The sequence below is a fragment of the Psychrobacillus sp. 05T411 genome, assembly GCF_056396485.1.
Genome location: NZ_JBFTLO010000001.1, coordinates 195,696 through 216,972, shown reverse-complemented (window position 1 = coordinate 216,972; position 21,277 = coordinate 195,696). Strand labels below are relative to the sequence as shown.

At 37.1% G+C, this 21,277-nt stretch carries 18 protein-coding genes and 1 other annotated feature; of the genes, 12 read left to right on the top strand and 6 right to left on the bottom strand.

The features are described 5' to 3' along the window. The first annotated feature begins 22 nt into the window (after positions 1-22). Both AC1DFT_RS01070 and AC1DFT_RS01065 read left to right on the top strand, forming a co-directional pair. On the top strand, positions 23-1,108 hold the full coding sequence (locus tag AC1DFT_RS01070; protein WP_477916802.1) for a metallophosphoesterase: 1,086 nt from the start codon (positions 23-25) through the stop codon (positions 1,106-1,108). Between the two features lie 27 nt (positions 1,109-1,135). Further along, entirely contained in the window at positions 1,136-2,068 is a 933-nt protein-coding gene (locus AC1DFT_RS01065) for an MBL fold metallo-hydrolase (RefSeq protein ID WP_477916800.1), read from the top strand. Positions 2,069-2,232: 164 nt separating this feature from the next. On the opposite strand, the gene AC1DFT_RS01060 is transcribed toward AC1DFT_RS01065, so the two are convergent. Then, complete coding sequence (locus tag AC1DFT_RS01060; protein WP_477916968.1) at positions 2,233-3,591, bottom strand: Nramp family divalent metal transporter; 1,359 nt, start codon at positions 3,589-3,591, stop codon at positions 2,233-2,235. A 572-nt stretch (positions 3,592-4,163) separates the two neighbouring features. Between AC1DFT_RS01060 and AC1DFT_RS01055 the strand changes: the two genes are divergently transcribed. From AC1DFT_RS01055 to AC1DFT_RS01020, 8 genes are all read left to right on the top strand, one after another. Beyond that, a complete protein-coding gene (locus AC1DFT_RS01055) occupies positions 4,164-4,964 on the top strand; it encodes an NUDIX domain-containing protein (RefSeq protein ID WP_477916798.1) in 801 nt (266 codons plus the stop codon). A 91-nt stretch (positions 4,965-5,055) separates the two neighbouring features. Then, positions 5,056-5,607: a cysteine hydrolase family protein gene (locus tag AC1DFT_RS01050; protein ID WP_477916797.1), complete on the top strand. Its 552-nt coding sequence runs from the start codon at positions 5,056-5,058 to the stop codon at positions 5,605-5,607. 30 nt (positions 5,608-5,637) lie between these two features. Next, positions 5,638-7,089, top strand: coding sequence for a nicotinate phosphoribosyltransferase (locus AC1DFT_RS01045; RefSeq protein WP_477916795.1), 1,452 nt, complete (start codon positions 5,638-5,640; stop codon positions 7,087-7,089). 51 nt (positions 7,090-7,140) lie between these two features. Further along, positions 7,141-7,758, top strand: coding sequence for a nicotinate-nucleotide adenylyltransferase (nadD, locus tag AC1DFT_RS01040; protein ID WP_477916793.1), 618 nt, complete (start codon positions 7,141-7,143; stop codon positions 7,756-7,758). Between the two features lie 120 nt (positions 7,759-7,878). After that, positions 7,879-8,132, top strand: a binding site (T-box leader). A gap of 80 nt (positions 8,133-8,212) precedes the next feature. After that, positions 8,213-9,769 (top strand): lysine--tRNA ligase, encoded by a 1,557-nt coding sequence (gene lysS, locus AC1DFT_RS01035; protein WP_477916791.1) that lies wholly within the window; start codon positions 8,213-8,215, stop codon positions 9,767-9,769. Between the two features lie 348 nt (positions 9,770-10,117). After that, positions 10,118-11,893: a ribonuclease YeeF family protein gene (locus AC1DFT_RS01030; RefSeq protein ID WP_477916789.1), complete on the top strand. Its 1,776-nt coding sequence runs from the start codon at positions 10,118-10,120 to the stop codon at positions 11,891-11,893. A 26-nt stretch (positions 11,894-11,919) separates the two neighbouring features. Then, positions 11,920-12,714: an Imm47 family immunity protein gene (gene imm47, locus AC1DFT_RS01025; RefSeq protein ID WP_477916788.1), complete on the top strand. Its 795-nt coding sequence runs from the start codon at positions 11,920-11,922 to the stop codon at positions 12,712-12,714. A gap of 141 nt (positions 12,715-12,855) precedes the next feature. Next, positions 12,856-13,509: a T7SS effector LXG polymorphic toxin gene (locus AC1DFT_RS01020; protein ID WP_477916786.1), complete on the top strand. Its 654-nt coding sequence runs from the start codon at positions 12,856-12,858 to the stop codon at positions 13,507-13,509. A 186-nt stretch (positions 13,510-13,695) separates the two neighbouring features. Here the strand turns inward: AC1DFT_RS01020 and AC1DFT_RS01015 are convergent, their stop codons facing one another. From AC1DFT_RS01015 to AC1DFT_RS01000, 4 genes are all read right to left on the bottom strand, one after another. Next, entirely contained in the window at positions 13,696-14,472 is a 777-nt protein-coding gene (locus tag AC1DFT_RS01015) for an HpcH/HpaI aldolase family protein (RefSeq protein WP_477916784.1), read from the bottom strand. Between the two features lie 71 nt (positions 14,473-14,543). Continuing rightward, positions 14,544-14,927, bottom strand: coding sequence for a cupin domain-containing protein (locus AC1DFT_RS01010; protein WP_477916782.1), 384 nt, complete (start codon positions 14,925-14,927; stop codon positions 14,544-14,546). 46 nt (positions 14,928-14,973) lie between these two features. Then, a complete protein-coding gene (locus tag AC1DFT_RS01005) occupies positions 14,974-15,861 on the bottom strand; it encodes a DUF6282 family protein (protein WP_477916780.1) in 888 nt (295 codons plus the stop codon). Between the two features lie 101 nt (positions 15,862-15,962). Next, on the bottom strand, positions 15,963-17,243 hold the full coding sequence (locus tag AC1DFT_RS01000; RefSeq protein ID WP_477916778.1) for an SLC13 family permease: 1,281 nt from the start codon (positions 17,241-17,243) through the stop codon (positions 15,963-15,965). A gap of 295 nt (positions 17,244-17,538) precedes the next feature. Here AC1DFT_RS01000 and AC1DFT_RS00995 point away from each other — a divergent pair, with 295 nt between their 5' ends. Beyond that, positions 17,539-18,213, top strand: coding sequence for a Crp/Fnr family transcriptional regulator (locus AC1DFT_RS00995; protein ID WP_477916776.1), 675 nt, complete (start codon positions 17,539-17,541; stop codon positions 18,211-18,213). Positions 18,214-18,395: 182 nt separating this feature from the next. Beyond that, positions 18,396-19,388, top strand: coding sequence for an LCP family protein (locus AC1DFT_RS00990; protein ID WP_477916775.1), 993 nt, complete (start codon positions 18,396-18,398; stop codon positions 19,386-19,388). 152 nt (positions 19,389-19,540) lie between these two features. Here the strand turns inward: AC1DFT_RS00990 and AC1DFT_RS00985 are convergent, their stop codons facing one another. Beyond that, positions 19,541-21,250, bottom strand: a complete 1,710-nt coding sequence (locus AC1DFT_RS00985) for a GMC family oxidoreductase (RefSeq protein WP_477916773.1) — start codon at positions 21,248-21,250, stop codon at positions 19,541-19,543. Positions 21,251-21,277 lie beyond the last annotated feature (27 nt).

Below are 21,277 nucleotides of genomic sequence, written 5' to 3'. Positions count from 1 at the left end.
AAAATATTTAGAGGTGGAGTTAATGATTGAAGTAAGAAGAATGCAATTAGACAAAACAAAACGTGTGATAGTTATTTCAGATATACACGCAAATTTAAAGCTATTCAAAAATCTATTACAAAAAGTAGATTATTCAGAGGAAGATTATTTATTCATAAACGGTGACTTATGTGAAAAAGGGCCAAATAGTTTAGAAGTAGTGCAATTTGTAAGAGCCTTATCTGAACAATCTACTAATGTCTATGTAACAAAAGGAAACTGTGATGTAGTCCATCGTTCCGTTTTTCATGGCAGTAAAGGAATCCTTTCGTACATGAATAGACAACAGCATTCCATTTTAAATGAGATGCTAACGAATTATCGTAAAACATTAGACGATTTCGCAAGTTTAGAAGAACTTGCCCATTTTTATCATCATTTTTATCATGAAGAAATTGACTGGATAGAATCATTACCAATTGCTTATGAAACGGACGATTTTATTATCATTCATGCGGGTATTGAAAACAGGGTAAATTGGAAGGAAACAGCAGAAGAGTTCGCTTTAAGCACGCAAGAATTTTATAAACAAGAGCATCAAACTGATAAAATAGCCATTGTAGGTCATTGGCCAGTTGTTAATTACCGAGCAAATCAAGTTAGTTCCCATAATCCGGTCATTGACCTTGAAAGAAAAATTATTTCACTAGACGGTGGAAACCAGATTAAGAAAGATGGTCAATTAAATGCGCTAATTATCCAAAATGGAACGTATACATATACATATGCCGATGAGTTAATAAATGAAATGATTGTAGAAAAAGAATATACCGATTCGACGAAAAGAGTAGGAACTGTGACATATCCAAATTACGACATGAAAATAATTCGGAAAGAAAAATACTTTACTCTGTGTGAAAATACGAATCTCGGCATAGAACAATGGATTAAAAATGAATATCTACTAATTGATCATGAATCAGCTCAAGCCAAGACGGACCTGAGTACAACTTTTCTGTCAGTTAAACAAAGAGAAAGAGTATGGATCGTTGATATTGAATGCGACGGCTATATCCTTGTAAAAAAAGAAAATGGGGAGGTTGGCTGGTTGCCCAGAGATTGCTTTTGAATTTAGTACGACAAAGGGGGAAGTGATATGTTAACAGAAGTAGCAGATGGTATACATAAACTAGTGATCAAATTTCCTACTGGAATGAAAGAGGTTAACTGCTATTTAATAGAAGGGAAAAAGGGCTATACGGTAATTGATACGGGGACTGATTCCATAGAAGCAAAAGAAGGATGGAAAAAAGCATTGTCCTCCGGAATCGTGATAGAGAAAGTGGTCCTGACACATACTCATCAAGATCATATCGGTCTTGCGAAATGGTTTCAACAGGAGGTTGGGGTACCTGTTATCGTCTCAAATTTGGGGTATGAAGAAATGAGAAAAAATCGAGATTTGCCTAGCAGGGAACGGTTAAGCAGATTAATCATTAGACATGGGGGAGTTTCACTTCCTAATAAAATGAATGAAGATCCCCCCATTTACGATTTTGAGCCTGATGGTTTTTTTGAAAACCATCAGCATATAAAATTAGGTGAAGAATTGTATGAAGCCATATGGACGCCAGGTCACGCACCTGATCATTTTTGCTTTTATAATAAAACTAAGAAGCTGATGATTGTTGGTGATCATGTGTTAAACAGGATTAGTCCAGTAATCGGTCTATGGTCAGGAGAAGAAGCAAATCCATTGAAAGATTACTTTATATCATTGATGGAATTGGAAAAGTATCAGACAGACATTACCTTACCAGGCCATGGTGATCTTATTTATAATCTTCAAGCGAGAATAAAAGAACTGGGTGGAAAACATGAAAAACGACTGCAACAAGTTATACAATCCGTGACACGTGAAAGTAAAACGGCACATCAAATCTGTCTTGAGGTATACGGAACCGTAAATATCATCCTCAATTTAAGTTCTTTTATGGCAACACTTACTCGATTATTGTATTTAGAATCAAACGGAAAAGTGGCACGTCAGGAACTGGATGGGGTAGTAAAGTTCAAGGCGAAAGAATAAATATCGAAGTTAGGAATTCATTTGAAAAGTAGACAAGAACAGAAGCGCAAGCGCCCGGCTCTACACGGAGAAGTTTCTATAGAAAGGTACCTACACGACAAAAATATATTATTCCCAAGCGATGAAAAAAGCGGCATGATTTATTATCAAATCATGCCACTTTTTTACCCTAAATCTTGCCCTGTTATTATAATGTAACAGATTAAGAATACATTCAAAATTACAATTATAACAGTACATGCCCATGCTAATATTTTCACGGGTAGTGTATTGGCGAATTCCCCCATTTTTCTTTTATCGCTTGTAAATAATACTAAAGGTATAACGGCAAATGGGAGAGCAAGGCTTAATACAACTTGACTCCATAGCAATAATTCACCTGTTCCTTTAGAACCTGCTATCCAAGTGACTATAAAGGCAGGAATGACTGCTAATAAACGTGTGATCAAACGGCGGAGCCATGGAGAAATTTTTAATCGTATAAATCCTTCCATCACAATTTGCCCACTCATAGTTCCGGTAATGGTCGAATTTTGCCCGGAAGCAAGTAAAGCAACCGCAAATAATGTACTTGCAATACCTACACCTAAAGTAGGGCTTAATAATTCATAAGCTGCTTCGATTTCGGATACATCTAAATTTGTTCCGTAAAAGGCAGCCGCTCCAAGAATTAAAATCGCAGAATTGATAAGAAAAGCGGCAGTTAAAGAAAAAGTGGAATCAATAAGTGAAAACTTTAATGCTTCTTTTTTTCCGGCCATTGTTCTTTTATAATTTCTTGTTTGGACGATAGAAGAATGTAAATACAAATTATGTGGCATTACCGTCGCTCCTAAAATACCCAAAGAAATAAAAAGCATGGATGGATTTGTTATAATCTCCATTTTAGGTACATATCCGCCAAATAAAGAGGAAACTTCTGGTTTGGATATTATCACTTCGAATGCAAAGACGATAAAAATAGTAACCATTAGAACAATGACAATAGATTCGATAATTCGAAAGCTTTTCTTTTGTAAATAGAGCAAAAGCAAAACATCGAATGTAGTGATAGTGATCCCTAATAGTAAAGGGATTCCAAACAATAAATTTAATGCAATCGCCGAACCGATTACTTCTGCTAAATCTGTTGCAATAATTGCAAGCTCCGTTAAAATCCAAAGGAAGAAAGCCATTTTTTTGCCAGTCGCATCTCTTGTTGCTTGCGCAAGATCCCTCCCTGTAACGATCCCAAGTTTTGCTGATAAAGCTTGTAGGAGCATAGCAATTAAATTAGATAATAAAATAACAATCAACAGCGTATAGCCAAAGCGCGCACCACCTGCAATAGAAGTCGCCCAGTTTCCTGGATCTACATATCCAACCGCCACTAAGGAACCGGGACCTAAAAACGCAAATAGTTTGCGCCAAAAGCTACCTTTTGCTGGAACATTAACCGAACTATTAACCTCTTCTAAACTCACATTATCACTTGATTTTAACCAACCTTGCTCTTCTGTTTTATGTTTTGGGTCAGAACTCATCATTCATCCCTCCTAAGTTTAAAATGTTTCCCTTGACCAACTTTAAAAGTAAAAAAATTACATTCTTATAATATGTAAATATTTTAACACGGTATCTTGTCTTCGTAAACATTTTTTGTTTGAGGGAAACTTTTATTGTTAAAGGAAACACGAGTAGAAATATGATTATGTCAAAGGAAGTGCCTAAGTCGTCCAAGGTTTTTTTGAAAAGTATCGATCCCATACTTTGGACAGTAAAATTGTTATTTTTAGGGGGATAATCAATTGATTGCATCTATTATTTGCACCGTATCCTTAATTGGTATATTTCTTCCTTACTTTAAATCTATGGAATATTTTTCCGGTGGGAAATATAATAACCAAGCATAATAATCATAAATTTAAATGGTATACAGATTTTCTTCCATATGCAAGGATCAACCATATTGTAGAAAGTATCCAGATTCCTCTTATAAGTAGAATTTTTAGAAATATTTTTAACAAAAGGGTTGCAAAATAAACGAAGAAGGAATATTATACAAACAAATAGTAATTCAATAATTACAAATTACTTAAAAGAATGAGGTATACTTATGACAAAGTATAAGACAGAAGAGGAATTTCTGAAGAACTATGATGCTTCTAAATATCGCACACCAGATGGATATACAGCGGATATTGCTATTTTTACGATTGTATCTGAAAAAGTATTTGAGAAAGCCCCTCCGGAGATGACGCTGAAAATTATGTTGATCAAACGAGCTGAAAAAGATAGTGAAAACAATCCTAATATTGAAGGAGGAAAATGGGCGCTTCCTGGTGGTTTCGTAGATGCCCCGAAAAAAGAAACGGCTTACATGGCGGCAAAGAGAGAATTGAAAGAAGAAACAAATGTAGATGGCTTGCACATTAAGCATTTTGGTGTTTATGACGAATTTGGTCGCGATCCTCGTGGATGGATGATTTCAAATGCCTTTTACGCGATTGTTCCTGACCAAAATATAGGACAGCGACAAGCGAATGATGATGCAGCAGATGTGGAATTATTCGATATCGAAGAAGTATTCAAGTTGGATTTAGCTTTTGACCATCGCATAATAATTACAGATGCGTTGAAGTCCATAAAAAAAGAGATGATTCAATCAACGGTAGCTAAAAATTTTCTGCCGAAAGAATTCACATTATCTGAATTACAAAGGGTGCTCCTAACGGTGGGAGAGGATCCACGTATCTCCAATGATTCTGTATTTTTTACGAAAGCACCAAAACTTCCTTTTATCGAAAAAGTAATAGATGTGGAAGGTAAGCCGAAAAAAACGAATAGAAATTCGTTCAGACCATCCCAGTTATATACATTTAATGACTTTGAAATTATTGAATCCATTTATCATTAGGAAAGTTACTTTCTTTCCTAATTATTTTTAAAAACGGTAATTTGTAATTCTTTAATTACTAATTCAAAATTAAACATGAGGTGAAGAAATTATGCAAAAACGTGCACTGATTAACATTGATTATACGGAAGACTTTGTAGCTACAAACGGTTCTTTAACTTGTGGAGAACCGGGTCAAAGATTGGAATCAAAAATTACCAAGTTGACGGAGGAATTTATTGCAAATGGAGATTTTACTGTATTTGCTGTGGATGTACATGAAGTAGGGGACAAATATCATCCAGAAACGAAATTATTTCCCCCTCATAATATTAGAAACACAGCAGGTAGGGATTTATTTGGTTCTTTAAAAAATGTATACGAGGCAAACGAAGGAAGAGATAACGTTTACTTCATGGATAAAAAAAGATATTCAGCATTTGCAGGAACTGACTTAGAAATTAGATTGCGCGAACGAGGAATTTCAGAGATTCACTTAGTTGGCGTTTGTACAGATATTTGTGTGCTCCATACAGCAGTGGACGCTTATAATAAAGGATTTCATATTATCATCCATGAAGATGCAGTAGCTTCCTTTAATCAAGCGGGACATGAATGGGCATTGGGGCATTTTGAAAATTCACTCGGAGCAAAAGTTCTTTAAAAATCAAAGAAATTAAAGGAGGAAAACAAAATGAAATATGCAGATGATAGTTTCATGTTACACACAGACCTATACCAAATTAATATGGTGGAGACTTATTGGAAGGATGGCATACACAATAAAAAAGCTGTTTTTGAAATGTATTTCCGTAAGCTGCCATTTGGAAATGGCTATTCACTGTTCGCAGGTTTACAGCGTGTAATTGAATTCATCGAAAACTTCGGATTTTCTAAGAGTGATATCGCTTATCTTCGGGAGCAAGGGCAATATTCCGAGTTGTATCTTGAATATCTGACTAATCTTCAATTTACAGGAACGATTCGTTCCATGAAAGAAGGAGAATTGGTATTTGCCAATGAACCTATCTTGCAAATAGAAGCACCATTAGCTGAAGCTCAATTGATTGAAACAGCTTTATTAAATATAGTGAACTTCCAAACATTGATCGCAACTAAAGCTTCCCGGATCAAACAAGTGATTGGTAACGAGATAGCAATGGAGTTCGGTACTAGACGCGCTCAAGAATTAGATGCGGCAATTTGGGGTACTCGGGCTGCTTATATCGGAGGGTTTTCTGCTACAAGTAATGTGCGAGCAGGAAAATTATTTGGTATCCCTGTGGCTGGAACACATGCCCATGCAATGGTGCAAGCTTATCAGGACGAATATGTAGCTTTCACAAAATATGCAGATGCACATAAGGATTGTGTTTTCTTAGTAGACACATACGATACATTACGTTCTGGTGTGCCTAATGCAATTCGGGTAGCGAAGGAATTCGGAGACAAGATTAATTTTATAGGTATTCGATTAGATAGCGGAGATATGGCCTACCTTTCAAAAGAAGCAAGAAAAATGTTAGATGAAGCTGGTTTTACAGAAGCGAAAATTTCCGCTTCTAATGATTTAGATGAATACACGATTATGAACTTAAAAGCGCAAGGGGCTCGAATTGATACTTGGGGTGTTGGGACAAAATTGATTACTGCTTATGATCAACCCGCTCTTGGTGCTGTATATAAATTAGTTGCAATCGAGGATAAAACTGGAGAAATGGTTGATACCATTAAAATTTCTGCTAATCCAGAGAAAGTAACAACACCAGGACGTAAACGAGTATATCGTATTATTAATAACGTCAACGGTCATGCAGAAGGAGATTATATAACTTTAGCTCATGAAAATCCACAAGAGGAAGAACGTTTGAAAATGTTTCATCCGGTACACACCTATATTAGTAAATTCGTAACTGATTTTACAGCAAAGGAATTGCATGTAGATGTAATAGTTAGCGGTTCTGTTGTTTATGAAATTCCAACAATTCAAGAAATACAATGCTATGCAAACGAGAACCTAAATTTATTATGGAATGAATATAAGCGTACCATGAATCCAGAAGAGTACCCAGTCGATTTGAGTCAAGCTTGTTGGGATAACAAGATGGCACGAATCCATGAAATTCAAGAAAAAGTACGAAGATAAAGTTGGGATTATCTTGTAAAAGTCGAACAATGGATTTGGAGGAAAAAGACAATGGCTAAAATCGGTATTTATGGATCTTCATTTGATCCTATTACAAATGTACATTTATGGACAGCAAGCACAGTTGCACATCGATGTAAATTAGATAAGGTGATCTTCCTACCTTGCTCAAGTAAACGAAAAGATAAACGGATGAAAACGGAAGACGAACATCGTTGGAATATGCTTCAAATGGCGATAGAAGATGACAGTCGTTTTGTTGCAGATGATCATGAAATGAAGCAAGATGCATGGAATATATATACCTATGACACAATGGTACATTTTAAAAAGAAATATCCAAATGATGAAGTGTACTTCATTATGGGAGCAGATTTGTTAGTGGATATAGCAAAAGGTGAATGGGTTAAAGGGCGAGAGTTAGTTTCTGAAAACAAATTCATTGTCATGGCAAGAGAGGGAGTAGATATGCTATCAACTATTAGTCGCTCTGCTATATTGAGGAACAATGACGATGGCTCAACCTTCCATTTAGTTGATAAGGGGTTGGCTATGGAGATTAGCTCGACGTATATTCGTGAAGAATTTGCTATGGGAGGAGAACCGAAATATTTATTGCCAACTTCATGCTATGACTATATAAAAAAATATGGACTATATAGTAGGTGATATGTTGTTGCGAAAAGTAGCATACCCCTCATTTAACCAGTGTCCAAAATAAATAATTTGACTTTTTGAAAAAAACAGTTGATTGGTTAAATGGAATTTGCTATTATCAGTAACAATAACTTATTAGCGATGACGAGACGATTAGATAAGATACAGCATTACAGAGACCCTTGGTTGGTGAAAAGAGGGATGGGAATTCTTATTGAAAAAAAACTCCGAGCTTCGTATGGAACTAAGCTAGTCTTAGGGATGCTACGACGGTTTCCTCCGTTAAAGGGATAAGGTATCGCATAATGGCCGTACCTGATAAGGCTTATTGAGTGATCAATAAGCAAACTGAGGTGGTACCGCGAATTCAAACTCTCGCCCTCAAGATGAAAATCTTGGGAGGTGGGAGTTTTTTTATTTTATTTAAAATGAGTGGAATGAAAAAAAGAAAAAAGAGGTGGAGTATATGCACTGGGCATATGAAATAGCGGAAAGATTAATAGAAAAACATCCAACGAAAGAGGTTTTTACTTGTGCTTCTGGGATTAGCCCTTCTGGCTCTGTCCATATTGGAAATTTTCGAGAGGTCGTAACAACTTTTTTTGTAGTGAAAGCATTAGAGAACTTAGGTAAAAAAACGAGGTTTATTTTTTCTTGGGATGACTTTGATCGATTAAGAAAGGTCCCCCAAAATGTTCCATCATTCCATGCTAAATTTGTTGGTATGCCTTATTCGGATGTCCCAACCCCTTTTGGAGAAGGAAGTTACGCTCATTATTTTGAAAAGGAGTTTGAACAATCCTTACAAGCTTTTGGCATCCAACCCGAATTTATATATCAAAATGTGGAGTATCAATCTGGTCGATATTCGGAATATATTAGGATTGCATTAGAAAAAAGGAAAGAAATATACGAAATACTCATGCGTTTTAAGTCCAACCCTTTTTCTTCCGAACAATGTGAGGCATTTTTCCCGATTACCTTATATTGTGATAGCTGTAACAAAGATACGACCTCTATAAGTGCATTTAACGAAGAGCTCGGACAAATTGAGTACGAGTGTGCTTGTGGTAATGAAGGAGTACAGACACTAGGGGAGAAAAACAGGATAAAACTAAATTGGAAAGTCGATTGGRCAATGCGCTGGATGATGGAGGATGTAATATTTGAACCAGGGGGACGAGATCATTCATCTGCAACTGGTAGTTATAATGTCTCTAAAGCCATTGCGAAAGAAATATTTGATTATGAGGCGCCTGACTATATTGCGTATGAATTTATCGGGCTAAAAGGGACATATGAAAAAATGTCTAGCTCATCTGGTAACGTACTTACACCAAATGATCTTCTATTAGTCTACACACCGGAAATTATTCTTTTTATGTTTGCAAAATACAAACCAAATGCTTCCTTTCATATTGGACTTGATGAAGATGTATTGCGCAATTACACCGAATATGAACGATATCAATCCGCATTTGCAAAGGGATTGATAAAAGAAGAAGATATTCGACTTACATTGGAGTTGGCTTGTGGCGGTAGAATAGATAGGCACCCAAGTTTTAGCCAAGTTGCAAGTATTTTCTCGCTTATAGGTTTTAACTATGAATTATTACAAACTTCATTAAGTCGAACGGGAGTAGAATATACAATGGAAGAGATCAATCCGATTAGCGACAGAGTGGCTCATTGGATAAAATATTGGAATCCGCATCGATCGGTAAGTATAAACCAGGAAAATAATATCGTGTATTACAATAGTTTGACGACCGAGCAACGAAGAAAAGTAAACGAACTAACAGAGTTATTAAACAATGAAACTTCCTTATCAGGAGATTCTTTTATGAACCAAATATATGCCATTTGTGAAGAAGACGATAAAAAAAGAATGCGTGAAAGACAGAAAGACTTATTTAAAAATGTCTATCAATTAGTTATAGGTCAAAGTAGTGGACCTAGATTACCTTTACTCATAAGTGCGGTTGGTCGCGATAAAATGATTAAACTACTTACATTTTCTTGAGTGGATATTCCTGTTTCTTATAGATTAAAACAATCGGGAAAGGTCGAATTCTCACGATTAGTTCTGGTGACTAAGACCTATATTCAGTGATATCTAAATAACCACTATTTTCCTGGAGCGGTGGTAGAAGAGTTACAAACCAAATTCTTCTATTTAATTCCTTTGCATTGTTTTTATGAAAATTGCAACTTCTCTCTTTACCTTCCATTGTAAAAGTGGAATATTATAACTATTGATAGGTTACTAGAGGAGGAGAAGCATGTTCACGTACGGGGGATTATTGTATAATGAAGAAAATGAGTATCGTTCAAAAGTGATTGTTTCTAAAAGTTTGGTGAGGCATCGCTTATGAAAGTGTTAGATGTAGATCTATTTGAAGATGGGTTACAACACAACATAGCGATGCTTGACAGGTTAAGAAGCGAAGTAGATTCCATCTATCAGTCAGTATTAGGGCTAGTTGATATGGAAGAACAATTGAAAGGAGCAGGCGGAAATGCCATTCGCTCCTTTTATCGAGAATGTCATCTGCCATTTCTTCAATTTTTCCGCATGTTTTCCGATAACTTTCAACAAGTCCTCGTGCAGATGGAAGCAGCCCTTCACTCGTTCGAGCCAGATTCCGCAGGCTACATACTGGAACAATTTCTAGAAGTGGAACTGGAAGAAGGACTTACGCTAATTGGCCAGCTGACCGAAAGTTTAACGGATCAAACGAATAGTATCTTGGATCAGGTCAGTGATATTGTTGGTCTACCACATTTGGATGATAGTGGGGTACAAATGGGAGTCATTGATTCTAAAAGAAAACGCACTGACACGGTCAATGGGCTTCACGAATTCGATGGCACCCAGACGACCGCATTAAATCCCATCGAACAGAGTTTGCAGGCGATGGACACATGGCTGGCGGATTTGGAAGCACTGTTTAAAGCAGGGGTAAAAGATATAACCTTCGAGCAAAGCCAATGGGAAGCTCTTACCTTAAGAAGTGACATTAGAACAGAACTGTTCCCAAAAGTATATTTAAATCCTAGTAACCTATGGGTGGAGAAACAGGAAAAGTTAATCGGCACAATACTTACCGCAGCAACTTTCCAAGGTCTTGAAGGGAAAAAAGTGAGCACTGTCGAAGAGAATGTAGAGGAAAATGTCAAATACCATCAGTATGAAAATGGATTGCTTATTAAAGAGTATTTGGTAGGCGAAACAGTTTTCTATGAAGTTGTTTCTAAAGTAGAATATAAGCAAGAGATTGTTCAAGCAGACATACCAAAGGAAAATAAAGGATTAGATATTTTCCAGACTGTATTAGATGTAGCCGGACTGATACCAGGAGTCGGAGAAATTGCAGATGGTGTAAACGGAGTTATTTATTCGGTTAGAGGAGATACAACGAATGCCGCACTATCTTTTGGTGCGATGATTCCCTTTGCAGGCTGGGCGAGTACTGGTGGTAAATTCGCCAAAAAAGGCAGCGACTTATATCAAGCAAGAAATGTCGTGAATGCGGAGAAAATGGCATCCGTCTATACACCCATTTACCAAGACGTTGTGAACAGCCCACTAGGTAAAACACAAAATCAGCTGGATATATTGTCTAACACCCGTTATCAATTAGGTACACCAAATGCCTTTACATTCAATACGTCATCAGTAAAAACGGAGATTCCTTCGACGTTTAAAAATGGAGATGTTTATGGTCCATATTATGATGAAGCCAAAAAATTATATGAAAATAATCCTGATTGGTATCCTAACCCTGATGAATCTACTATAGTAAAGGGAATGGAATTAAAGGAAGCAAGAGCGGACTATCAAGCATTGGTTAGAAGAGGAGAGCTTGAAAAAGGTCATCATAAACAAGGTTTAGCTTTTGGAGGAGAAAATGTAAATTATAATATAAAGAAAACAGGAGAATCAACTATTCGCCGTGAGCAAATTGATGATTTGAACTTGGATTTTTATCATGAGATGGGTTTTGGTAAAAAGGACGCTAAGATATTAAAAATACATGAGAATGAAGATGGCGTTTTTATATTTGGTAATAATCCACAACATACCGAGGTTACTACTTTCCAAAATAAAGTTTTGAAATGGCAACGAGAAAATGGAAAAAGATAATTAAATGAATGAAAGTGGGTGTATTTATGAGTGGAACAGTAAATCTTATGAATAGTATATGGTTTGGAGAAAAATCAACTCTTTCCCAATCTGAAATCAAAGAAAACATTTTAAAAGCTGTTACAGAATCAGAAGTTTTATTTAACTTGATAGAATTATATAAAATGGGGGATTTTTCTCAAAAACCATTAATGATTCAATTAATGAATCAGACCAAAGATATAGCTGTCTTGAATTTATGTATTAGAGTATTTTTAGATGTCGCAACACATGATGACTTAAGGGATTCAAATAATCTTCGATTTCTTAGTGAGGGCACAGAAGAAACGATAAACACTTTTGCTTCAGCAGCCATTACATCACTCTCTCTTCATATAGTTCCATACTTATTGGCGTTGCTAGAAGAGTGGGAAGATATTAGTGATACAGCTCTAATTATAAAAGATTCCATTAGTTTCTTCCTTAATTTTGAAGAACAAAATGGAGAAGAGGCAACTGTGGATGAAATTGGGGATTTTTATTATAAATATTGTGTTGATAATGACACGGAAAGTTATTACTATCAACAAAATTTAGCTTTTCCTGGAGACTTAGCCAAAAAATTAATGCAGAGAGTTATGATTGCTGCAAATAATGAAGAGCCATTAAGTATGGAATTAATTCCATCTTTATTATCAATTTGGACTGGTGAAAAAGTACCTGGGGAGTATAACACTGTTATCAGTGAAGGTAACTATAAAAGTTTTATTGATTATATAAATGGACTTTCAACTAAAAGCTGGGAAAAGGGAAGGAAATATTTCTACGGACATAAGCTTTAGAAATTAGATTGTGGTAACTGATAAAAATACAAACTTTAAAAAAGTTCAAAGGATAAGTAATCATTAGAAATGAATGAACTTAAAGCACTTGTCTACTATAATGACAAGTGCTTATTTGCATTTTTACATACATAGTTCTAATTGCCATTTCTCCAATTTTTCCGCCTGTTTTCCGACAACTTTCAACAAGTCCTCAGTCAGATGGAAGTAGCCCTTCACTCGTTCGAGTCAGATTCCGCAGGCTACATACTGGAACAATTTCTAGAAGGCGAACTGGAAGACGGTCTTACACTTATTGGCCAATTGACCGAAAGTTTGACGGATGAGACCAACAGCATCATGGAACAGGTAAGTGATATTGTTGGTGTACCCCAATTAGATGATATTGGGGTACAGATGGGAGTCATCGATTCTAAGAAAAAACGGGATGACACGGTCGTTGGACTTTACGAATTTGATGCGTATCAGACTACCACACTAAATCACATTGAACAGGGTCTGCAAGCGATGGACACATGGCTGGCCGACTTGGAAGGCCTGTTTAAAGCAGGGGTTAAGGATATAACCTTCGAGCAAAGCCAATGGGAAGTTCTTACCTTAAGAAGTGACATTAGAACAGAACTGTTCCCAAAAGTATATTTAAATCCTAGTAACCTATGGGTGGAGAAACAGGAAAAGTTAATCGGCACAATGCTTACCGCAGCGACTTTTCAGGGTCTTGAAGGGGGAAAAGTGGCCGCAGTCGAAGAGAATGTAGAGGAAATATCAAATACCCGAATTACAAGGTTTGAATAATATGAATAGACTCTGAACACAAAAAATGGATCAGCTATTAAACTGATCCGCTTATGTATTATATTAACATTCAAAGTTATTATTTTGTTAACACATTTTAAAGCTAAGAAATAAGGGGGGGCAAATGAATTTGAGTATACTCAAGAAGTAGTTATCAGTTATAGGAACTGTTAGACCACTTGATCGTTATTCCGACAGACTGCTTCTAACCGTGTCGATATGTTGCTTAGTTTGACTTCTGAAGAATCCGAGGTCGTTCATTATGGTTACAAATTGGAACCCTTGCTGAATTCGTTTCGACGCTTCTTCCGCAGATCCCGTAACGATGCCTGCTACGATATTATGTTTCTTACAGGCTTCCATTACTTTGTCAATAGCTTCTTGTAACTCTTCGTTGTTGTTGTCGCCGAAACAGCCCATATCTTGTGATAAATCAGCAGTTCCGATAAAGATACAGTCAAGACCTGGCGTTTGGCAAATCTCTTCAATATTTTCTACGCCTTTCCTAGTTTCACACTGCATGATGACGTAGATGTTATCGTTGACTTCGCCTTTATTGTAATTCTCATACCATCCCCATCTGGGGCCGCGCCCAGCGCCTATTCCTCTTTTTCCCAGAGGAGCAAGCATCGAATTTTCAATAATATATTGAGCATGCTCTTTAGTTTCCACCATGGGTATCATTAAACCGTGAATGCCAACATCTAGCATTCTGGCCATCATAGGGCCGTCATGTGGATGATAAACGCGGGCAAGTGGAGCCATGTCATAAAGTTCCGCGGCCCGTATCATATTCACCATTGTTTCCATATCGGTTTGAGCATGCTCTTTATCAATGAGGACAAAATCAAGTTCATTAAGCCCTAATATTTCCACATTAGTCGGTGATCCAGAAGCAACGAATGCACCTAAAACATAGCCGTTTTTTTCTAACTTCTCTTTGACCAAATTACGCATCTTCATTATACATAGTCTCCTTTAGACCACTGTTGATAACAATTATAAACTTTGAATTAATCAGCAGTGGTTCGTATTTACTTCCGGTAGTTCTCAATAAATTTACCGTAGGATTCGTTGTACTCTTCTCGCAGAGGATAGAAGATATCCATGTTAAGCACTGGTACAGGGCTGTCGTAGACATCAATATAATGCTCCACACCAGCTGGGACAGTAATCCAGGAACCCTTAGTCATGCGGTAAGGAACACCCTCTACGTAGTAGTCACATTCACCTTCCAAGATAAGCGCAATCTGCTCATTTAGTTCATGTGAATGCGGGTTCTTCTCATTGCCATTCTCCACTCTATTGATTGTGACGTTAATGTTTTCTGCTCCCATACCGAATACTTTCCTTGTGATGCCTTCTCTCACAAATTGCCAAGGCAGGTTATCCAGATTACCGTAATCAATTTTTGTCATTTTTATTTCCTCCTGTTTTATATGTTTTTTTGAGTTATTTCTGTCATTATTGGAAATTGAACAGTTCTTTCGGATTCTTCTTGGTCATGATATTAATCTCCTCTTCGGTGATACCAAAATGTTTTTCCAGTGCATGGAGGAAATTATACATTCCTTCTATCGGTGAGCCATTAACTGCCTGGCCATAGTCAGTATCGATAATTATTCGATCCACACCGCAGGCATCTATCATCTCTTTCGCCACGGATAAATCCACTACAGCTTCTACTTTCGAACCGCTATCTTTAAATACACAGGCGTTAATCTCAATATAGGCACCCATTTCTGCCCATCTCTTCATATCGTTGATGGTTGCTCCTACTTGATAATGCGGGTGCGTTACAAGGATACGTTTCATCCCCAGTTCCAAAGCTTTCTTGACTGTAGCGTCTACTTCAATCTCATTACCGTGTCCGGTAGCTAAAACCATATCATGCTTGGCCATATACTTAATTACTTCCACAGCTTTAGGATTAAGATTTCCATTTTCATCGGCTATAACAATTGGTTCTTCTTCTACGTCCGAAGAGCCTGCACCACCAACAAATCCCGAGCCTTTGTGACCGTCGATATGCGTTTTAGAGGAGACAGTTGGAAAGTAAACCATTGCCGTGCCCAATTGTCTGGCTTTATCCACTGCATCGACATTAAAGCCACCAACTGCATTATTAAGAACTAGGCATCCGTAAACCCTACAGGTACCGTTTCCTAAATGCTTCTCAACCATTTTCGTTCCTAAAAGGGCTGGAATATAGTGATCCTTTACGACGAATCCTGCATAACCGACTTCTTCCGCAAGCTTCAGCATCTCAGCAGCATCAACTGCTCTATTCGCTGTGGATGGTCCACAATGTACATGCACATCATACATACCTTTTAATATACTTCTATCCATTCCAATTCCTCCTTGTTGTTCTATTTTTCCGATTATTAATAAAGTAAATAAAATTATTGGGTAATTAAGTTTGCTGGCTATTTGAAATAGAGTAAGCAGTATTATAAGCCTGCAGTGATTCTATATATACCGGTATTTGCCAAGATTCCAGCGATCACGGAAATCACGATTGCCACTAGGAACAACTTAGTAAAGACTTTTGTTCTTTCCTCAGCACTAGGTTTAAATAGTGTTCCATAAGCAGCCAAAACCATCGCACCACCAAGCGACAAGGGACTAATGGCAGCTGTAAATCCGCCATTGATGACGGTGCTGATCAATTCTATATTCATGAACGGATTACCGTTCAACGCATTCAATGATTCGACTGTGGGAATCAAAGTCGGAATTGGCCCCGCTATTGCTAGTGAAAAGAAGGACATAGTCGACGAAGTGATACCAAGTAAAGGTGCCAACGTCCACTGCGTAGAAATGGACGATAATAAGCTAGCTAAAAGGGTCAACCCGCCCAATGTATCTATAACGCTAAGCAGGTTCCCTATACCAATACATAGGAATATAGTTTCCCAGGGAACGCCAAGAAAGGCATCTTTTTCGTCAGCAGCCTTACCAAGTAGCAGGATTATACTGAATACCAGCGCCGTGAGTCCCGCATGTGTTTTTAAAAACATGATGGCAAGAATCATCAATACCAGCATCAGCAAGGTTAGTTTTTGCTTTCCATTGAAAAGTGGAAGGTCAATTGGTCCTGCATTTCTTTCCAACGACAATGTTCCGTCAATATGTTGGTTTCTTCTCCATCCGCGGAAACCAATATAAGACAAAATTCCAGCAATAGAGAACAAGATCGTACCATTTAACAGAATTTGGGTGGCGTAATTAGGAAAGCCAGCATCAGCGATAATTAAGTTGGCCGTATTCCCAAAAACGCCTACCTGTGTCATCAGTGTAGCGTTTGCCCCAAAGATAGTCAGAACACCTATCATAATAGGATTGTAGCCCATCTGATAACCAACACCCATGGTAATCGCAGGCAACACCACATAACTGGTCAAGCCCCCAGGGTCGACAACCGTTATGAGAGCGCTTACTAGAAAGACCATAAGAGGATACAAAGCTGCATAACGACCAAATATTGCAAACAGTTTCTTGGAAAGCAGTTCCAAAGATCCGTTATTTTGTGCAATCGCAAAGAAGAAAAACATTCCAAATAAATTCAGAAATAGACTCGTAGGAAAACCAGCTATAATCTCATTACTTGATACCCCGCTCATCATTCCCAGTACGATTGCCATTGCAAGCGAGATAATTCCTATATTCTTTTTTGTGAAAACTCCCAATGCAATTACAAAGATTAGTGATAATAAAGAAATTACTGCCACTCAATCCCTCCTATACTTTTTATTTAGCCAGTTTATCAATATCAATGAAGTTCTCTAGCATTCTCCATTTGCTATCTCCATCAGCTTTATTAATTATATATTACTAAGTTAGGAAAGCGTTTTCAGTATCATTTGATACACATTAAATTTTTATTATTTCAAAGATTAAAAATCAGAAAGAGATATTTAAGAGAAAGATTGGTATAGTATAATGAATAAAATGAGACAGTATCTACCTACCAATGTGCTTGCTTTCATTTAATTGTCTAAACTTTATAGGGGAGGTAGGAGCAGTTTGCGGGAAAACAATCTATTTTTCGAAAATCAGTTTATAGATTTTAAACCTCTATTATTGGAGATTGGGGAGAGGTATCTTCTGGAAAAAGGCAGCGTCGTTACTAATAATATTGAGCCCTTATACTTGTACTATGTAGAGGAAGGTATTTTTAGATTATCGGTCGATCACGTTGAAGGGGTCAGTAAAACGATTTGCTTCCATGGTGGTGGTTCTATTTGCCCTTACTCCTTAAGCAGACCGATCAATGGCAAATTCCATATCGATGTCGACTTCTTTTCGATAACCGCTATCACCGACATCAAGACTATCCGCATCCGGCCGAAAGATTTCTATCAGGCTCTGATGGAGAATCCTGATTTAAGCATCACGATGTTGGATTATGTCATTATGCACTCCAATTTATTCATGCACGAATCGGTTACCCTTAGTTATGATTCTGCTTTCGTAAAGACTTGCAACATCGTTTACATATACACGCACTCCTTAAACAAAGTGGGGATTAACCTTACCCAGACGGAAATCGGGGAGATTATTGGGGAGTCAAGGCTGGAGGTCGCACGTGCCCTTAAAAAATTACGTGAACAGGGGATCATTAAAACATCCCGGAATTGCATTGAAATACTGGATCCAGAACTACTCAAACTAAACTGCAATCCTGATTTTATCCACTAATCAAGTCGGATATTAACCATTTGTTGGAATAGTCTGCTTGTATTGGGCACAATTTTAACACTGTTTTCGTTAAATAGCATTTGATCTTATATAAGATTTAAGGGAACAATCACTCATATACACACCAATTAATTTTCAGTATAATTAGTAAAATTATATTCTTTAAGTAAAGAGGGAAAGAGATGACTATTTCTCGTCGAACAAAGCAAAAAATAACGAAAAAGAGAAAATTTTTGTATATAGTGCTTGCCCTATCTATGTTTTTATTGGCAGGTATTATCATTTTTGCAACCTACTTGACCTTCGAAGCAAAACAGGCTGCTTCCAAAATGTATGTCCCTTTGGAGGAGGATAATGCAGATTCGACAAATATTGATAATATAAAAGATGTGGATTCTGCGTTCACCATATTATTGGCAGGTATTGAACGTAAAGAAGAAGAAAAAAACGGACGTTCCGATATGCTACTTGTAGCAACGGTTAACCCCCATACTCAGAAAATATCGATGGTCAACATCCCTCGGGACACAATGGTTGATATAGAGGAAATTGGTAAGAAAGATAAAATAAATCATGCATATGCGCATGGTGGTATAAATTATACAATTAATACGTTAGAAAATTTATTAGAAATTCCAATCGATTATTATGTTTCCACTGACTTTCAAGGGTTTGAAGATATCGTGGATACAGTGGGCGGTGTTAACGTGGATGTACCGTTCACTGTCGATATCCAACTTGCTGATACGTTAAAATGGAAGACGTATACAAAAGGCCCCATGTTGTTGCAAGGCAATGAAGCGCTTGCATATGTTCGAATGCGAAAAAGAGATACGGAGGGAGATAGGGGACGCAATACCCGACAAAAACAAGTAATACAAGATATTATAAATAAAGCCACAAGTTTGAGTAATATACCTAAAATGGACAATATGATAAAAGATGTCGGAGAGAATGTTCAAACAAATATTCCTCCATCAAAATATTTAGAGCTAATGAAAATGTATCAAAAGATGAAAGCAAAACCAATTGAACAATTACAGTTAAACGGGGAAGATAAGCAGATGTATAGTGAGTTGGAAAAGAAAAAAATATGGTATTTCTTTCCGAGAGAAGATTCTTTACAAGAATTAAAAGAAAGTTTAAAACTTAATCTAGAAAAAGTTAATGAGTGATATAAAAGATCGTTTTAGAACTGGACAAGTAATTAGAGCTGATAGAGGTACTTTAAGCTCCTAACCCAACTGTTTCAAATGTAAAAAAGTCAATCTTGCTTCGCAATCAAAAAAGAATGCGCAGACAATAGTCTTTGCATTCTTTTTTCTATTTAAACTAATAAACCGCCTTCTTTTAAATACTTTTCAATGCCMTCTGCAGAACGGTAAGCAAGCGCACCTAATGTACCGGTTGGATTAACTCCCGATTGGTTTGCAAAAGTAGAGGCTCCTAAAACAAACACGTTGTTAACATCCCAAACTTGAGAATAATTATTTACTACAGAGGTTTCAGGATCAGCACCCATAATTGTTCCGCCAATGCTATGCTCTGGAACAAATGCACCAATATTATAATCACCCATTTGATCGAATGCCATTGTATGATCAGCACCTAAATTTTCCATGATTTCTAAACATTTTTGCGTCATGAATTTATGTGCGTTATGGTCTGTTTGTGCGTAGTTAACCGTCATGCGAAGTAAGGGCATGCCAAACTCATCTTTATAAGTCGGGTCTAAGCTTAAATAGTTATAACGGTTCGGCATCATCGCAGTTTGAGAGAATACCATCATTTGACGGTTATAGTAGTAAAGCGATTGTTTCTTAAATTCTTTCCCCCAACCTGGCGTGCCCAGTGGTACAAGATTACTTCCTATTGGACGTGTCCCAGTTTGTGTTAAAGAAATACAACCTCCATGAATGAAATCTAAATCTGTATGGTCAAAGAAATCTCCATGATAATCATCTAAAGAAACTCCAAGTGCACCTGCTCCAGCATAATCATTAAATTGTTCGTTATCAAAAAAACCAAAAGCCATGCTTAAGAAGTGATCGGCATAGTTTTTACCAACAACTCCAGTTTGTGTGATAGGATCGTACGGCTTACCAACTTTTGAGTTTAATAAAAGTTTAGTATTCGTAAATGTATATGCAGATAAAATAACAACTTCCGCTTCTTGTATGAATTCTTCCCCAGTTTGCACATTGATATAGCGGACCCCAGATGCTTTTCCATTTGCATGAAGTACTTCTAATACGTTAGAATGTGCCCGTAATTCAAAATTTCCTGTCGCATGTGCTACTGGTAAAACAGTTACTAGTGGATCCGATTTTGCACCATATTCACAACCAAAATGGTCACAAAAAGCGCAGTACTCACAAGCTCCACGTTTAACACCATCAGGATTTTCGTAAGCCTGAGAAAGATTTCCAGAAGGGCTAACGAAAGGGTGTAAGCCCATTTTTTCTGTTGTTTCAATAAACTTCTTCATTTTCGGAGTTTTCATCATAGGTGGGTTCGGATAATCCCAAGTACGAGGACGAAAATGATTTGACTCACCCGATGTTCCAGCCATCATTACAAACTTCTGGAAATATGGATCTATCATTTCTTCCGTAATCCCCCAATCTTGAAGTGTCATGTCCTCAGGAATTTTACTCTCTCCATAACGCTCGATTGTTTTGGTACGAATTTGAAAGTCATAGTCTAAAAATAAATGAGTTACTCCGTTCCAGTGAACACCAGCACCACCGACGCCTGTACCTAAAGAGAATGCAGACATTTTACGCATTGGTAGTGCTTCTTCTGAATCCTTGTTTCGGAATGTTAAAGTATCTTTCGATAAATCTTGCATCAATTCTTTTCGTTGAACGAATTTTAGTTCATCATGACCAGTTAAAAAATCGGATGTCTTACGTTCTTTTCCGCGTTCTAGTCCAACAACTTTAAAACCTTTTTTCGTTAGTTCTGCTGAAATGATTCCTCCAGCCCAACCTACACCTACGACAACTGCATCTACTTTTGGTAATCTTGTAGCCATTTTTAGCACCTCTATATTCCTATTCTT

Bases quoted from the DNA above. Each gene is read 5' to 3' on its own strand.
- AC1DFT_RS01045 (WP_477916795.1), top strand. From the start codon at position 5,638: ATGAAATATGCAGATGATAGTTTCATGTTACACACAGACCTATACCAA.
- AC1DFT_RS01065 (WP_477916800.1), top strand. From the start codon at position 1,136: ATGTTAACAGAAGTAGCAGATGGTATACATAAACTAGTGATCAAATTT.
- AC1DFT_RS01005 (WP_477916780.1), bottom strand. From the start codon at position 15,861: ATGGATAGAAGTATATTAAAAGGTATGTATGATGTGCATGTACATTGT.
- AC1DFT_RS01050 (WP_477916797.1), top strand. From the start codon at position 5,056: ATGCAAAAACGTGCACTGATTAACATTGATTATACGGAAGACTTTGTA.
- AC1DFT_RS01060 (WP_477916968.1), bottom strand. From the start codon at position 3,591: ATGAGTTCTGACCCAAAACATAAAACAGAAGAGCAAGGTTGGTTAAAA.
- AC1DFT_RS01015 (WP_477916784.1), bottom strand. From the start codon at position 14,472: ATGAAGATGCGTAATTTGGTCAAAGAGAAGTTAGAAAAAAACGGCTAT.
- AC1DFT_RS01010 (WP_477916782.1), bottom strand. From the start codon at position 14,927: ATGACAAAAATTGATTACGGTAATCTGGATAACCTGCCTTGGCAATTT.
- AC1DFT_RS01070 (WP_477916802.1), top strand. From the start codon at position 23: ATGATTGAAGTAAGAAGAATGCAATTAGACAAAACAAAACGTGTGATA.
- AC1DFT_RS00990 (WP_477916775.1), top strand. From the start codon at position 18,396: ATGACTATTTCTCGTCGAACAAAGCAAAAAATAACGAAAAAGAGAAAA.
- nadD (WP_477916793.1), top strand. From the start codon at position 7,141: ATGGCTAAAATCGGTATTTATGGATCTTCATTTGATCCTATTACAAAT.
- AC1DFT_RS01030 (WP_477916789.1), top strand. From the start codon at position 10,118: ATGAAAGTGTTAGATGTAGATCTATTTGAAGATGGGTTACAACACAAC.
- imm47 (WP_477916788.1), top strand. From the start codon at position 11,920: ATGAGTGGAACAGTAAATCTTATGAATAGTATATGGTTTGGAGAAAAA.
- AC1DFT_RS01055 (WP_477916798.1), top strand. From the start codon at position 4,164: ATGACAAAGTATAAGACAGAAGAGGAATTTCTGAAGAACTATGATGCT.